The 15,021-nt window shown below is 66.3% G+C and carries 14 protein-coding genes, 1 pseudogene and 1 riboswitch; of the genes and pseudogenes, 7 read left to right on the top strand and 8 right to left on the bottom strand.

Going from position 1 to position 15,021, the window contains the following annotated elements:
- From GSQ83_RS16185 to GSQ83_RS16200, 4 genes and pseudogenes are all read right to left on the bottom strand, one after another.
- Positions 1-871, bottom strand: a pseudogene (locus GSQ83_RS16185) (hypothetical protein); the annotation flags it as partial.
- Positions 868-4,158, bottom strand: a complete 3,291-nt coding sequence (locus GSQ83_RS16190; RefSeq protein WP_158803915.1) for a cobaltochelatase subunit CobN — start codon at positions 4,156-4,158, stop codon at positions 868-870. The pseudogene GSQ83_RS16185 and the gene GSQ83_RS16190, both read right to left, overlap by 4 nt.
- A gap of 34 nt (positions 4,159-4,192) precedes the next feature.
- The gene (gene cobW / locus GSQ83_RS16195) at positions 4,193-5,224 is read right to left on the bottom strand and encodes a cobalamin biosynthesis protein CobW (protein ID WP_158803916.1); all 1,032 of its coding nucleotides are present in this window, start codon (positions 5,222-5,224) and stop codon (positions 4,193-4,195) included.
- Positions 5,221-5,574, bottom strand: coding sequence for a DUF1636 domain-containing protein (locus tag GSQ83_RS16200; RefSeq protein WP_158803917.1), 354 nt, complete (start codon positions 5,572-5,574; stop codon positions 5,221-5,223). The genes cobW and GSQ83_RS16200 overlap by 4 nt, the downstream gene beginning before the upstream one ends.
- Before the next feature lie 109 nt (positions 5,575-5,683).
- Positions 5,684-5,901: riboswitch (cobalamin riboswitch) on the bottom strand.
- Between the two features lie 9 nt (positions 5,902-5,910).
- Here GSQ83_RS16200 and cobU point away from each other — a divergent pair.
- From cobU to GSQ83_RS16225, 5 genes are read left to right on the top strand one after another with little or no spacing between them, the layout of a single operon-like run.
- A complete protein-coding gene (gene cobU / locus GSQ83_RS16205) occupies positions 5,911-6,429 on the top strand; it encodes a bifunctional adenosylcobinamide kinase/adenosylcobinamide-phosphate guanylyltransferase (protein WP_174246672.1) in 519 nt (172 codons plus the stop codon).
- Positions 6,426-7,040 (top strand): cob(I)yrinic acid a,c-diamide adenosyltransferase, encoded by a 615-nt coding sequence (gene cobO / locus GSQ83_RS16210; protein WP_158803918.1) that lies wholly within the window; start codon positions 6,426-6,428, stop codon positions 7,038-7,040. Before cobU ends, cobO begins: the two co-directional genes overlap by 4 nt.
- 29 nt (positions 7,041-7,069) lie before the next feature.
- Positions 7,070-8,533 carry a cobyric acid synthase gene (locus GSQ83_RS16215; RefSeq protein ID WP_158804196.1) on the top strand — a complete coding sequence of 488 codons (1,464 nt, stop codon included), beginning with the start codon at positions 7,070-7,072 and terminating at the stop codon, positions 8,531-8,533.
- Positions 8,534-8,586: 53 nt separating this feature from the next.
- Positions 8,587-9,267, top strand: a complete 681-nt coding sequence (locus GSQ83_RS16220) for a sigma-70 family RNA polymerase sigma factor (protein ID WP_158803919.1) — start codon at positions 8,587-8,589, stop codon at positions 9,265-9,267.
- Entirely contained in the window at positions 9,264-9,974 is a 711-nt protein-coding gene (locus GSQ83_RS16225; protein ID WP_158803920.1) for an anti-sigma factor domain-containing protein, read from the top strand. The genes GSQ83_RS16220 and GSQ83_RS16225 overlap by 4 nt, the downstream gene beginning before the upstream one ends.
- Before the next feature lie 353 nt (positions 9,975-10,327).
- Here GSQ83_RS16225 and GSQ83_RS16230 read toward each other — a convergent pair whose 3' ends face one another.
- The 4 genes from GSQ83_RS16230 to GSQ83_RS16245 all read right to left on the bottom strand — a co-directional run bounded on the left by GSQ83_RS16230 (position 10,328) and on the right by GSQ83_RS16245 (position 13,645).
- Entirely contained in the window at positions 10,328-10,912 is a 585-nt protein-coding gene (locus GSQ83_RS16230) for a fasciclin domain-containing protein (protein ID WP_158803921.1), read from the bottom strand.
- 805 nt (positions 10,913-11,717) lie between these two features.
- Positions 11,718-12,047 carry a hypothetical protein gene (locus tag GSQ83_RS16235; protein WP_158803922.1) on the bottom strand — a complete coding sequence of 110 codons (330 nt, stop codon included), beginning with the start codon at positions 12,045-12,047 and terminating at the stop codon, positions 11,718-11,720.
- Positions 12,048-12,103: 56 nt separating this feature from the next.
- The gene (locus GSQ83_RS16240) at positions 12,104-12,970 is read right to left on the bottom strand and encodes an SDR family NAD(P)-dependent oxidoreductase (RefSeq protein ID WP_254065730.1); all 867 of its coding nucleotides are present in this window, start codon (positions 12,968-12,970) and stop codon (positions 12,104-12,106) included.
- A 6-nt stretch (positions 12,971-12,976) separates the two neighbouring features.
- A complete protein-coding gene (locus GSQ83_RS16245; protein WP_158803923.1) occupies positions 12,977-13,645 on the bottom strand; it encodes a glutathione S-transferase family protein in 669 nt (222 codons plus the stop codon).
- On the opposite strand from GSQ83_RS16245, the gene fdhD reads away from it, so the two are divergent.
- Both fdhD and GSQ83_RS16255 read left to right on the top strand, forming a co-directional pair.
- On the top strand, positions 13,644-14,534 hold the full coding sequence (gene fdhD / locus GSQ83_RS16250; protein ID WP_158803924.1) for a formate dehydrogenase accessory sulfurtransferase FdhD: 891 nt from the start codon (positions 13,644-13,646) through the stop codon (positions 14,532-14,534). The two genes, GSQ83_RS16245 and fdhD, sit on opposite strands and share 2 nt — an antisense overlap.
- Positions 14,510-14,926 carry a hypothetical protein gene (locus GSQ83_RS16255; protein WP_158803925.1) on the top strand — a complete coding sequence of 139 codons (417 nt, stop codon included), beginning with the start codon at positions 14,510-14,512 and terminating at the stop codon, positions 14,924-14,926. The genes fdhD and GSQ83_RS16255 overlap by 25 nt, the downstream gene beginning before the upstream one ends.
- Positions 14,927-15,021 lie beyond the last annotated feature (95 nt).

A 15,021-nucleotide genomic window follows, 5' to 3' on the forward strand; every position in this document is an offset into this window, starting at 1 on the left:
CGAGCCGCGAATCGCCGGGCGCGCTGATGAAGCCGAGCGCCGTGGCGGCGGCGAGCAGCGCGGCCGCGTCCGACACGGAAACACCGCCGACCGCAAGGCTCTTCCAAGGTGTGGGCCGAAGGCCGCCGTCGCCATATTCCCGGGCAAGAGCGCCAAGGGCGGCCAGTTGCTCCACCCGCATCTGACCAAAGGGCGGCATTATCAGGACCGCGCCCGCAAGCCCATCCACACATGCAACAAACCCGAGCCGCGACGGTCCCGCATGACGGGCCGGGCCGGGCCGGGCACGTCCGACGAACTCAGCCGCGAGACCGAGTGCACGAGACGCGGCATCGGCCGCGTCCAGCGTCAGCGTGTTGCCACCGCAGCGCAATTCCCAACGGACCGCGCCGCTAGCGCGGAGCATGATGTCCAAGCCGAGATCGCCGAGCGTCAGCGCGCCGCCGCCGTCCAACAGAAAGCCGAACTTGGCGGGCAGGCCAGCGAATTTCGGATCGGCCAAACCATGGCGGATCGCACGCGCGATCTCCGCCGTCTCCGCCGCGATGGCCGGATCGGCGCCGAGCAGCGGTGACACAATGATATTCGCCCGCGCCTCGATCGCCTCATCCGGATCCGCCGCACCGGCGGCCAGCATCGCCTCGGTGAAGGGCGCGATACTGTCCGGGCGCAGGCCGCGAATCTGGAGATTGGCGCGACTGGTCACTTCGATCAGCCCATTGCCGTGCCGTGCCGCCGCCTCGGCCAGCGCCGCGATCACCGGCTCCCCAACGACACCCTCGCGCGGGCGGATGCGGGCCAGCCAGCCGTCACCGGATTCCATCGGCCGGAACAGGCTCGGGCACCAACCGCGCTTCAGCGCCGCGCTCATGAGGCAAGGCTCGCGGCGGTGCTGTTGCGGCGCGGACGCCAGAGGTCGCGCACGACCGCATCCCGGAAGCGGGCGACGAGCGCCGCATGGGCCGCGGGATTAGCCTCGGTCAGGAACAGGGAAACCTCGGGCGTGCCCAGCGTCGCGTCATGCAGCAGATCGAATTGCGCGTCGAAACGGGTGGGGAGCATGGCGGCAAAACCCGCGAGCGTTTCGACACCGCGCACGATTTCGGCGGCGCCGCGATAGCCGTGACGCATCATGCCGGCGATCCAAACGGGATTCGCGGCGCGTCCGCGCACCACGCGCACGATCTCCTCGGCGACGAGCCGCGCCTTGGGCGCGTCGGGGCGGCTGGTATCCAGATGATAGAGTGCGGGGTTGTTGCCCAGCAGCGCGGCGGCGGCGGCGAAGCCACCTTCATGCGCGGCATAGTCCGTGCTTTCCAGGATATCGGTCTCGGCATGATCCTGCGGATGCACGAAGGCCGAGGCGCGCGCCAGCCGTAACGCGAGCCCGTCGCTTTCGGCCTGACCCTCGCCGCTGTCCCAACTGGTCGCGGAACCGGCGAGATAGGCGTGTCCCGCGTCCCGCGCTTCCAGCGCAACGCCGCTGCCATAGGCGCCGGCGGCGGGACCGAACACACGCGCCCCAGGGCTCGCCACCAGCGGATTCCAGTCGGGCGCCTCGTCGCGTGCCGCGACCGCGCGGGCGGCCTGGTCAAAAAGGGAAATCTGCGCCGCGAAGGCGTCCCGAAACAGGCCCGAAATCCGCAGCGTCACATCGACACGCGGACGGTCGAGCACTGCTAGGGGCACCACCTCGAAGCCGGAAACGCGGCTCGACCCCGCGTCCCAGAGCGGCGCAACGCCCATCAGGATGAAGGCGAGCGCCAGATCCTCGCCACCGGTACGCATCGTGGCGCTACCCCACAGGTCGAGCACCAGCGCGCGCGGCCACTCTCCTTGCTCCTGCCGATGCCGCGCGAGCAGCGCCGCCGCAGCGCGTTCGGCGAGTGCCATGGCGGAGCGTGTCGGGATCGCGCGGGGATCGAGCGTGGTCAGGTTGCGGCCTGTCGGCAGCACGTCGGCGCGGCCGCGAGTGGGCGCACCGGCGGGTCCAGGCGCGACGAACTTGCCGTCGAGCGCGGCAAGCAGCGCCGTCATCTCCGCTTCGGCACAGCCATCGAGCCGCGCCAACAAGCTTTCCGCCGGCTGGCCGCAGGACTGCGCCAGCGCCGCCAGCAGACTGTCGCGCTGGGTCGGAGGGGGCGCCGTGCCGAAGACATGGAGCCCGTCGCGGATCTGCAACTCCTTCACGTCGCAGAGATAGGCGTCGAGCCGGGAAAGCGCCGCGTCCTCGCCCTCCTCCGCCAGCTTCACGCCGCTTTCGGCGAGCAGACCGGAAGATGCCGCCTCCTCCAATATCGCGCGGCGCAGGCTGACGGCACGGCGGCGGTCGAGACCGTCGGCGGCGGCGAATTCGTCGATGAGGCGCTCGAGTTCAGCGGCGCGACCATGTAGCCCGGCGGTGGTGACGGGCGGGGTCAGGTGGCCGATGGTCACGGCGCCCAGCCGGCGCTTGGCGGGTGCCGCCTCGCCGGGGTTGTTGACGATGAAGGGGTAGATCACCGGCAGCCCACCCATCAGCCGCACCGGCCAGCAGTCGGCGGAAAGAGCGGCGGCCTTGCCGGGCAGCCATTCCAGCGTGCCGTGGGTGCCGAGATGGATCATCGCATGGATGCCCAGGGTTTCGGTCAGCCAGCGGTAGAAGGCGATATAGGCAGCCGAGGGTGGCGCGGCGGGATCGTGGTAACCGGCCTTGCGGTCACCGCCCTCCGCCCGGTCGGGCTGGACGGCGACGATGATCTCGCCGAAGCGCAGCGGCACGGTCGCGGTCGAGAGGCGCCGGGCGATGGTGGCGGAGTCGGGGATGGCGCCGATGGTGAAGCCCTCAGCGGCCAGCCGCCGCAGGATGGCTTCCAGGCTTGCGAGGCTGTCGAGGCCTACGGCATGGCCGATCTCGTGCCGCGTTCCGCCTTCGGCCGCGCCGGGATAATCGGAGAGGATGATGGCGATGCGCCGTTCGGCACGCGGCGTGGCCGCCAGTCTTACCCAGCCGGCGGCCCGGTCGGCGGCGAGCGCGATGCCTTCTGTGTGAGGCACCAGACGGGCGACGCCCTCGGTGTCGCGCTCCTTGAAGGAGACGGCGGTGGTGAGCAGCCGCCCATCGGCTTCCGGCAACACCACCTGCATGGCGAGATCCGCCTGCGAAACCCCTCGCGAGGAGGCGTTCCAGGCATCCCGGCTGCTGCCCGCCTGGATCAGCTGCAACACCGGCACGCCCGGCGTTTCGAGCGGCGAAGCGGCATCGCCGAGGCGGGCGGAGAAGCCCGTCAGGTTCAGGACGACGGCCGGAGGATGGGCCGCCAGGCTCTCGCGCACGAAGGCGATGGCGGTGGGGTTCTTCAGGCTGTCCACGAAGAGGGCGCGAGCGGCGATGCCGCGTGCGGCGAGGGCGTCGGCAAGCGCGGTGACGGTCGCGGTCTCGCCGGCGAGGAGATGGGAACGGTAAAATACGATGGTGGCGGTTTGAGCGACACTCGTCATGCTCGGCGAGGGACATACCGGGCAACAATCCACCGTCATCCTCGGCGAAGGCCTAGGATCCACGCCTTCGGCTTCACCGCCACAAGCAAGGCGTGGATCCTCGGCCTTCGCCGAGCATGACGTGATGGGCCGTGTCGGCCACAGAAACTCGCCGAAATCGGTGAGCAGCTCCGCAGGTTCCGGCGACCCGCGCCAAATGCCAGCCGCGCAAGCCGCCGCGACGAAAGCGCGGGCCATGTTCGCGGCGCCGCCTTGCCTCAGACAAAGGTCAATCGCCGCCCGCGCAGACTCCGCCATCGTCGACAGCGCCGCTAGACGCGCATCCTCTGGCCCGTCACCCGGCAAGACTGCCAGCGGGATGCCCTCGGCAAGACAGGTCGCGGCGATTTCCTCCGCGCCGTAGCGCCAATAATCGAGGCCGCCGAGCAGCCGCAGCACGACCACGCGCGCCGGTGCGACCAACCTTTCGCACAGAAGATCGACGGAGAGAGGATGCAGATACCGCCCGATCCGCTCCGGCCGCAGCCGCGGGAATTCTTCGGGCAGGACAGCGGCATGTGCGGCGGCCAGATCGCTGTCGGAGAAGGACAGGAACAGGATCGGCGCGGCCTGCCCACCGGGCTCCACGGCCGCCTCGCCTTCCTCCAGCCCATGCGTTTCCCGCAGCAGGAGGTGCATCAGAAACCCGAACGTCGAAGTCGCGGCGCCCCGCTCACCCGCGCACCGCCGCAGTGATGGCCGCCTGATCCAGGCCCTTGCGGCCGATCACCACGATCCGGCCGGTCCGGTCCTCGCCGGGCTTCCAGGCGCGATCGAATTCGTGGCGGAAGCGGAAGCCGACGCCCTGCACCAGCAATCGCAACGGCTTGCCCGTCACGCTCGCGAAGCCCTTCATGCGCAGCACATCATGCGCCTCGGCCGCAGCTCGCAACCGGGACACCAACGGCTCGGGCGACGCCGCCTCGGCGACTTCCACCACGAAACTGTCCCAGTCGTCATGCTCATGCGCGCCATCGACCGCGTCGTGATGCGACGGCCGCGACGCCAGATCATCCTCCGCCCGAGCATCGAGGCCGAGCAGCACGCCGAGATCGACCTTCCCCTCCCGCGCAGGCACCACCTTCACCCCACGCGGCAGAAACGCCCTGATACCGGCGGCGACATCAGCAATCGCCAGCCCGTCCATCAGGTCCGTCTTGTTGAGCAGCACCAGATCGGCGGCGGAAAGCTGGTCCTCGTAAACCTCGGCCAATGGATTATCGTGATCGACGGCGGGGTCCGCCGCCATCTGGGCCGCTACCGCCACGGGATCGTCGGCGAAATGACCGGCGGCGACCGCCGGGCCGTCCACCACAGCGATCACGCCATCCACCGTTACCTGGGCGCGAATGGCGGGCCAGGAGAAAGCCTTCAGCAGCGGCTTGGGCAAAGCGAGGCCCGAGGTCTCGATCACGATATGGTCGGGCGGATTTGGCCGGTCGAGCAGCGCTTCCATCGCCGGCAGAAACTCATCCGCGACCGTGCAGCACAGGCAGCCATTGGACAGCTCGACGATCTGGTCGGCGTCGCAGCCCTCGATGCCGCAGCCTTCCAGCACGGCGCCGTCGATGCCGAGCGCGCCGAATTCATTGACGATCACCGCGATCCGCAGCCCGCGCGCATTCTCCAGCAGATGGCGCACCAGCGTCGTCTTACCGGCGCCGAGAAAGCCGGTGATGATCGTGGCCGGAATCCGCGCCTTCATGCCGCGGCCTCCAAGGCCGGTATCCGCCCGATGATGACGTTCTTGAGGCTCGCCGGCCGCCGGGACGGCAACACCGCCCCGCTCGCGGTAGCGGCGTACGCGGTCGCATAGGTGATGAGGTCGGGCGCATGGTCGGGGGAAAGGCGCCCGAGCAAGTAGCCCCATTTGCCCGGCGCGGTTGCCGCCACGCTGCAACCGTCGTCGCAGCGCGCGAGGCAGGTCACCGGTTTGAGCACAAACGGCTCATCGCCCTTCAGCAGACCGGCAATACGGTCGTGCAGAATTTGGCCGGACCGCGGCTCGTCCGGGTAGCCGCAGGTAACGCAGACATGCAGGCAATTCTCCGCCACGTCCCACTCCTTCGTCGCGCCCTGTCGCCGGACGGAAAGCGGGGATGCGGTCGAACGGAAAGGTTCGACGGCGGATGCGTATCCCGCCGAGGCACCCCGCCCGGAAGGAAGACTAGGGTCGTGCGATGGCAGGTCTCCTGGCTCGCGGATCCGATCGCTTCCGGCCTTCCTTCCCAGGCGTCTCGCCCAGTGGACCTTGGCCGGCAGCTCTCCGCTTACAGTTGCGGGGGCAGCCGCGGCATAGGGCGAAAGGCCGCCCGCACCGCATTCCCTTTTCATCCACCTACCAGCAAGCTGATTGGTGGAACCATCACGGCTGATCTAAGACGCCACTCCATGGCCCGTCAATCTCACGCCCCGCTGACCCTCGTGCTTGGCGGCGCCCGCTCCGGCAAAAGCCGCCACGGCGAGTCGCTGCTCGCAGCGGTGCCCGGCCCGCTGATGTATCTCGCCACCGCCGAGGCCTGGGACGAGGAGATGCGGCTGCGCATCGAAACCCACCGCGCCCGCCGCGACCAGCGCTGGACCACGATCGAGGCGCCGCACGATCTGCCCGGCGCTTTGGCTTTGGCCGGCTCGCGCCCGGCTCTGGTCGATTGCCTGACGCTATGGCTGACCAACCTCATGCTCGATGCGCGCGATCCGGAAACGGAAACCACGCGGCTGGAAACGGCGCTCGCCGCACGGGAGGCGCCGACGGTGCTGGTCGCAAACGAAGTCGGGCTCGGCATCGTGCCCGAGTCGCGGCTCGGCCGCGCCTTCCGGGATGCGGCGGGGCTGCTGCATCAGCGTCTGGCTGCCCGCGCCGACCGGGTGCTGTTCATGATCGCGGGCCTGCCGATGGTGGTGAAATGAGCGACACGGACCCCGCCGAGGCCGAACGCTGGCGCGCCAAAATGGCCCGCCGCAAGGAAATCCAGGACGCCGAGGTCGCGGGCAAGACCATCGAGCGCGGCTTGCTCATGGTCCATACCGGACCGGGCAAAGGCAAGACGACGGCGGCGATGGGTCTCGCGCTGCGGATGCTCGGCCGTGGGCGCCCGGTGGCGATCGTGCAATTCATCAAAGGCGCCTGGAGTACCGGGGAGCGCACCGCCCTCACCCGTTTCGACGATCTTCTTGCCTGGCACAGCATGGGCGAGGGTTTCACTTGGGAAACTCAAGACCGCGAACGCGACATTGCAGCGTGCAAGCGGGCCTGGGCCGAGGCCTGCGTCCAAATGGCGCGGCCCGAACTTGGCTTTCTGGTGCTCGACGAGCTGTGTATCGCTTTGCGCTATGACTATTTGGCGCTCGACGAGGTCTTGGCGGCTTTGCAGAGTCGCCGCGAGGATCTGCATGTTTGCGTGACAGGCCGCAACGCGCCAGCCGGTTTGGTGGAAGTGGCGGATCTGGTGACGGAAATGCAAGCCGCGAAACATCACTTCAAGGCTGGCGTGAAGGCGCAGGAAGGCATCGAGTTTTGAGCGCAAGCGCGCGCGCGACCGCTTCCATCATGTTGCAAGGTACCGGCTCCAGCGTCGGCAAGTCGCTGCTGGTGGCGGGACTCTGTCGTGCGCTGACGCGACGGGGATTTCGGGTTCGCCCGTTCAAGCCGCAGAACATGTCCAACAATGCGGCGGTCACAGCGGAGGGCGGCGAGATCGGCCGTGCCCAGGCATTGCAGGCATTGGCCTGCGGCGTGTCGCCTTCCGTTCACATGAACCCCGTGCTGCTCAAGCCGCAAAGCGAGATCGGGGCGCAGATCGTGGTGCAAGGCAAGGTCTTCGGCCAGGCTCGCGCGCGAGACTATCAGGCCATCAAGCCGCAACTCCTTCCCCGCGTGCTGGAGAGTTTCAGCCGCCTGCAAGCCGAAGCCGATATCGTTGTGGTCGAAGGGGCCGGCAGCGCCTCGGAAGTCAATCTCCGCGCCAGCGACATCGCGAACATGGGCTTCGCCCGTGCCGCTGATGTGCCGGTGATTCTGGTCGGCGACATCGATCGCGGCGGAGTCATCGCGAGCCTTGTCGGTACCCAGACCGTATTGGATGCCGATGACGCCAAGATGATCCGGGGCTTCATCGTCAACCGCATGCGCGGCGATGCCTCGCTCTTCGATGCTGGAATGCGTTTCATCGCCAACCGCACCGGCTGGGCGCCGCTCGGCCTTGTGCCCTTCTTCGCGGACGCGCATCGCCTGCCTGCGGAAGATGCCGCCGATCTGCCGCGCTCCACCACGCCGCTTGGCGCCAAGCTTCGGATCGCCGTGCCAGTTCTGCCAGGCATCGCCAATTTCGACGACCTCGACCCATTGCGGGCGGAATCCTCGGTGGCACTCCTCATGTTGCGGGACGGCGCGCCTCTGCCGCCGGAGACCGATCTCGTCATCCTGCCCGGCTCGAAAACCACGATCGCCGATCTCGCGGCCCTGCGCGCCTTTGGCTGGGACGCGGATATCCTGGCGCATTATCGGCGCGGCGGCCGGGTGCTCGGGCTTTGCGGTGGCTACCAGATGCTCGGCCGCCGCATCGCCGATCCCGAGGGCATCGAAGGCCCGCCCGGCGAAACCCTCGGACTCGGCTTGCTCGATGTCGAAACTGTCCTGCGCGGGTCCAAACGTCTCGCCAGCGTGACCGGCCGCACGAACGCCGATGGCGCCGCCTTTCATGGCTACGAGATGCATATGGGCGAGACCACAGGCCCCGATACGCATCATCCCTTGGTGCAACTCGCGGATAGCCGAATGGACGGCGCGACCTCCGCGGACGGTCGCGTGATGGGCAGCTATGTCCACGGCTTCTTCCAGCACGACACCCAGCGCGCCGCGTGGCTCACCCGTTTCGGCGCCACCGTCATCCCGAAGAGTTACGCCGCGGGAATCGAATCAGTGCTCGACGCCTTGGCAGGCCATCTCGAATCCCATTGCGATATCGCAGCAATTCTGGCGATCGCGGCATCCGGCTACCCTGCCGCCGCGTAGAGAGTATGTGGACGGCAGAGGCCGCCCCAATCTTTCACGCGAGGACCAAAACCGTGGCGCTGGCCTACCCTCTCACCATGCCCGCGCTTGCGCGGACGCCGATACGAGGCAATATGCCCCTTCGGCGACCGTCGTATTCCGCGCGGCGCCTGCGGGAGAGCGTCACCCTGGGCAGTCTCGGCAATGATACCGGGAATAGCGGCGAATCCACGCTGCGCGCGCTGCTCGAGCGTTGCGCGCAGGGCGACCGCCAGGCCTTCCGAACGCTTTATGATATGCAAGCGCCCCGCATGCATGGGCTGGCGATGCGCATCACCCGCGATACCGCCTTGGCCGCGGATGCGACGCATGACGCCTTTATTCAGGTCTGGCGCCAATCCGTACGCTTTGATCCGGAGCGCGGCGCGGCGGGAGCCTGGCTCACCAGCATCGTGCGCTATCGCGCCCTCGACATCGCGCGGCGGCGAATACGCGAAAAGCCGGGCTACGAGCCGCCGGAGCAAGAGGACGAGTCACCCGACGCACTGTCACAGATGATCAGCAGCACCGAAGGTGCCGCGCTGCATCGTTGCCTGGACCAGCTCGAACCTGATCGGCGCAAGCTCATCCTACGCGCCTATGCGGATGGTTTGTCTCATAGCGAGCTATCCGAATCGATGGGCACGCCGCTTGGCACGATCAAGTCGTGGATCCGCCGCGCGCTGATCGCCCTCAAAGAGTGCCTTTCGCCATGAGCGGCGTGGCGGAGGAAGACGATCTGCGCGCCGCCGAATATGTTCTCGGCACGCTTGACGAAAGTGAGCGCGCTACCGTCGCGAGGCGCGCAGAAACCGATGACGTATTGAATTCCGCAATCGCCGCCTGGGAAATTCGGCTTAGCCCCTTGGCGGTTCTGGTGTCTCCGGTCACGCCGCCGCCTGAGTTGTGGCGGAGGATCGAGCAGTCGCTTGGTGCGCCCGTCGTTGCCGAAGCGCGTCGTCCCGCGCGGCGGAGTTTCTGGGAGAGCCTCGGATTCTGGCGTGGCGTTTCGGGTGCCGGCTTCGCTTTGGCAGCCGCGTTGGCCGTGCTCGTGCTGCTCAGGCCGGTGCCGCCTACCGGGCCGTCCGCGAATCTGCCATCCGCGAGCGCCGTACTCGCCGCCTCCCCGGGCGGACCCCCGGCATACTTGGCCGAGGCGGATACCAACGGCCGCCTGACGCTTCATCCGCTGACGCATGTGGCGGTGGCGTCGGATCGAGATCTCGAACTGTGGGCGCTCCCGGTCGGCGGCACGAAACCGCAATCCCTCGGTGTATTGCGCGCGGCGGGCGGGGTGGCGACTTTGCCTCAGGCGACTCAGGCGGGAATGCAGCTCATGGTGAGCCTGGAGCCACGAGGCGGATCACCAACCGGGGCGCCGACCGGTCCGGTTCTCTTCGCTGGGCGTTTGGCACGGCTTTGATGGCGACCGCATTCGTGGTGTCTGCCGCACCCCCGGAAAATTGAATATCCGGCCCTTCCTGTGGCGCTAGAGCAAGCGTGGATACCCGGCCTTCGCCGAGCATGACGGGGTAGAGGCGACGCGCGTTGGCACTTCGTCATCCTCGGCGAAGGCCGAGGATCCACGCCCTCGCTAGTCTAGTCTGCGAACATGCGGAATGTCCGCGTTTGCCAGGACGACGCGCGTCCAATAACGCAGTCACCAGCACAACAAAATGTCGGGGCGCCTCTGTGAAGCGCCCCGACCACCGACATAGAAATCGATGCGGCCAGGAAATTCCGGCCGTCTACCTTTAAAAATTTGCTGCGTGCTGATCAGGCCGGCATCAGCACGTGATCGATCACCTGGATCACACCGTTCGACTGCTTGACATCAGAGATCGTGATGTCGGCCATACCGCCTTTGCCGTCTTCAACGACGATATTGTTCGGGCCGTTCATCATGAAATGCAGCGTGCCACCCTCAAGGGTCTTGAGTGTCGCCTTGCCGCCGCCCGCATGAATGATGTGCTTAAGCGCGGCCGTCGTGTAGTCACCCGATACAACATGATAGGTCAGGATTTTCGTGAGTGCCGGCTTGTTCTCCGGCTTCACCAGCGTCTCGACCGTGCCAGCCGGCAGATCGCCAAACGCCTCGTTGGTCGGTGCGAACACAGTAAATGGACCCTTGCCGCTCAGCGCATCGACAAGGCCTGCTGCCTTGACGGCCGCAACCAGTGTCGTGTGGTCGCCTGAATTCACCGCATTCGCGACAATCGACTTATTGGGATACATCGCCTGGCCACCGACGACGACGGTATGAGCCATGCCAGACGATTGGGCGAGCGCAGCCGAGATTGTAGCCGGCGCGACAAGGCCGGTGCTGACAGCAACGATTGCAAGGCGAGCGAGATTCTTCATGGGCCATCCTCCGAAAAGAGGCGGCCCGTTCGGCCGCACACACCATCGCGAGACGACGGGCATTCGGATGCGGGCGAGACGTAAATTTTTTGGAGTGGCTTGGTGATCGGGCGCGCGCCCCAGTCTCCCCGCGAGGGAGCACATTCGGCGAGCTACTCCTGGCGCGGGACAAAACAAGCCTGCGGATATCTCCCGTATTTTCTAACAAAGAAGCCGAGCCACTCATGATTCTCGAGCCATCTGTAAGCTTGTTGTGACATCTGCGGCGCGATCTCACAGGTGTTGTGCCAAAAGTAAGGATACGTAACCAAGGTCTTAGGATAGTCGTATGTAAGCAAGGTGTTTGCGGTTTGGCGGTGCATATGGCTAGGGAGTGGCCACTCATCCGGCCACCAGATGGGTGCGCAAGATCTGTGCAGTCGGCCCAACTCGTTTAACATCGTAGTGAAGACGGGCCGTTGGAGCGGCGAAACATAGCGCTGAGCCTGCGGCAATGTCGCATTGAGGGCAACTTGTGGCATCGAGACAGATCCCACAGACTGCTGCAATGCCCGAGCGAATGAATCTCCGTTCTCCGCATAGCCTTGTTCGTAATCCTGTGTTGCATCGGGTAAAGGACGCGTTCCAGGTGGCGGGGAGGTCCCAGGCATACTGCTATCTCCGTTAAGCGGAACGGCTATAACGCGAATGCTGTGAATCTAATTTAAACGATACCTGACCGGCGTTCACCAGTCGGCCTCTTAAAACCCAGGCTAATATGCGCTCCGTCCTTGGACGAGAATTGTCTCGTCGAGCGGAGCGCCGATCAATCTTGCTCTGACGGACCTGACGAGGACTCTAGGGGCTGGCCAAGTAGTTTCGTCGAATGATGTGGCGGCTTGAAGTCTTCGAGTTGGTGTTGCAGCGCGTCTAGCTCATGATCGACCTGCTGCTCCTGGCCCGGGCTGCGGGGAATGCCGGAACCGGCTGTCGGCTGGTGATCGAGCCCGCCCCAGACATTCGCATTCTGTGCCGGCTGCGCCTGCGCCGCCACCGCGAGCAGCAGAGCAAGCCCCAGGCCAAGCCCAGCCGCCAGCCATGGCGTAGGAGACGTTCGCGAAGCGGCGACGGCGCGAGCGTGAACTGGGTGTCGCATGACGAGGCCTTTCAGGAACGAGGTCCAAAAACATATCCTGCCATAGTGACGCCCGCTCAAGGGCTTCCAAGTATGGCGAGCAGGCCTTCCCGAAACGTGGGGTAGCGCCAGCGGTAGCCCAGCATCCGCTGAGTCTCGGCGCCGCGGACCCTGCGGCTCTCGTTCCAGAAGCTGCGACCGATCGGGCTCATCGCCTTGACGGCCGTCTCGAACGGTATCAAAGGCGGCGGCGGCAGGCCCAGCAGCCGGGCCGCCGCCTCGACAACGGTGGCCGGTTCCGCCGGCAGGTCATCGTTGAAATTGAGAACGCGGACGCCCGGCGGAAGCTCCTGCCGCATCGCCGCCACCGTTCCCCCGGCGATATCGTCGCGATGGATGCGCCCGAAGGCATGGCCCGGCTTGTCGATCCGCCGCCCGCCGCCGGCCCTCACCTCGTCCAGCACTGACCGGCCTGGACCGTAAATCCCCGCCAGGCGGATGAGATCGAGCGCCACGCCGCGAGCCGCCGCCGCCGCCTGCCATTGCAGCTCCGCCTCGCGCCGGGCCGTGGCGCGGCGGGACCTCGGGGCCGGCACGCTTGCCTCGTCCACCCAGTCCCCGCCGCGGTCGCCATAGACGCCGGTCGAGGAAAGATAGCCGATCCAGCGCAACCCCTCGGCCGTGGCAATGGCCTCGCCGTAGCGCGCGAGCACCGGATCCCCCGCCTCCCCCGGCGCGGCTGTCGCGACGATGTGCGTCGCTTCGGCCAAAGCCGCGCCCGCTTGCTCGAAGGGAATGAGGGCGATGCCGGGCACGCCCGCATGGCTCGAATCGCGACTGGTGCCAGTGACCGCGAAGCCGGCCGCCGCCGCGGCCAGACCGATCGCCGTGCCGCTATAGCCGAGACCGAAAATGAGCAGCCTCGGCGCCATCCCGGCGGTCACCGCGGCTCAGAAATCCAGGTCGGCGTAATGGGCGGGCGGCGCGATGCCGACCATGCGGTCGCCCAGGATGGGCCGGAAACTGGGGCGCGACTTGATGCGCGCATACCATTCCTTGGCGGGCGGCGAGAGCGACCAATCCACCTCACCCGCGAAATCCAGCGACGAGAGATGCGCCGCCGCCGCGAAATCGGCGAGAGACAGGTTTGCGCCCGCCAGCCATTTGCGCGTCTCGGCGAGATAGCCCAGATGTTCCATATGCGTCTTGAGATTGGCATAGCCGACGCGCAACGCCCCGGTATCCGGCTGGCCGCGCCCGGCGATGCGTTTCATGATCTTCTCGCCCAGCAGATGGCGGGTCACGTCATGGTTGAATTTGAGGTCGAACCACGCGACCAGCCGCCGCACCTCCGCCCGCTCGGACAGCGTGCGGCCGATGAGGGAAAGATCGGGATAGGCCTCGTCGAGATATTCGCAAATGGCCGAGGATTCGGAGAGCACCAGCCCGTTCTCATCCGCCAGCACGGGCACCGAACCCGCCGGATTGATGTCGAGGAATTCGTCCCGCCGCTCCCAGGTCTTTTCCAGGCGCAACTCGAAGGGCAGGCGCTTCTCGGCGAGGACGAGGCGCACCTTGCGGCAGAATGGCGAATGCGGAAGGTGGTAGAGAACGCGCATGCGACCGAACTATCCCAATTCTGAGAGCGGGACCAGCGCCGAGGCGCAGGTTTCTGTACCTCTGCCGGAGGCTTCCGCCAGCCTGCCCCAGCGCGCCTGGCGCTCCGGCCGTTTCGAGGACGGCTTACGCGCTTTGCCCGAGGAGACGCCAGTCGCCATCAGCTACAATCGGCTGTCTCACGCGGTCATGATGGCGACCCCCGGCGATCTCGCCGACTTCGCCCTGGGCTTCAGCCTCAACGAGCGGATCGTCGATCGGCCCGACGAGATCGAGGAGCTGGAAATCCTGGCCGCCCCGCGCGGTGCGGTCGAGCTTCGGATGTGGATTGCCGAGGATCGCATGGCGGCGCTGGACGCGCGGCGCCGCCACCTGACCGGGGCCATGGGCTGCGGGCTTTGCGGGCTCGAGAGCCTGGAGGAGGCGACCAAGCCGCCACCGCGTGTGCCGGATGGTCTGAGGCTGTCGGCTGAGGCCATCATGGCAGCCTGCGCTTCGCTGGCGCCGGCACAGATCCTCAGCCAGCGCACGCGCGCGGTGCATGCGGCGGGCTTCTGGACCGAGGCTGAGGGTTTGATCGCGCTGCGCGAGGATGTCGGCCGCCACAATGCGCTCGACAAACTGGCGGGCGGGCTGATCGCCCGCGGCCGCGGAGCCTCCGACGGGGTGCTGGTGATGACGAGCCGGATTTCGATCGAGCTGATCCAGAAGGCGGCCGTGATGGGGGTGCAGATCCTGGCCGCGGTCTCGGCGCCGACGCTGCTCGCTGTGCGCACGGCCGAGGAAATCGGCATGACGCTGATTGGTGTCGCGCGAGAGGATGGCTTCGAGGTGTTTGCGGATAGGGGGCGATTGGCGGGCAGTCGGTGCAACCACCGGTCAGGTTGCTAGCGGCGCTTAGGATCCGTATTCCCCGGGGCGCCACAGCTTACCAAGGACTCAATCCCCGACAACAGCGAGAATATTTAATCGACTATCTCTGGAAAGCAGATGCTGAGGGGCAACTGGCTCAAGATCTGTATTTCACTTGCTCAATTCACGATGATGACGGCTTCCACGACTACACATTCATTCTTTCGAAAACCACGAGCGGAATAGTTATTCAACCAGTCAACGAGTATGCCGCCTGGCCGCGTCGTCCAACAGGTGTGTTTGTCTCTCAAGGTTATGCAGTTTACAATAACACGGATCCTGCGAACCTGACGACCGCCCAGCAGTGGAATATGAACCAGATTATTTACGAGGCACTCTCGCACGTTTCTCGGAGGTCTTTTCAAACGTAGTCGTCGCGGCAAAGCGGCTGATCGAATCCTCGACGCCTGGCGGGTTTGCGCCACAGTCGTAAGCTCGTCGGGATGTGTCTTTGTCAGAATTCTAA

It is taken from the genome of Acidisoma sp. L85 (genome assembly GCF_009765865.1).
Lineage (GTDB): Bacteria > Pseudomonadota > Alphaproteobacteria > Acetobacterales > Acetobacteraceae > Acidisoma.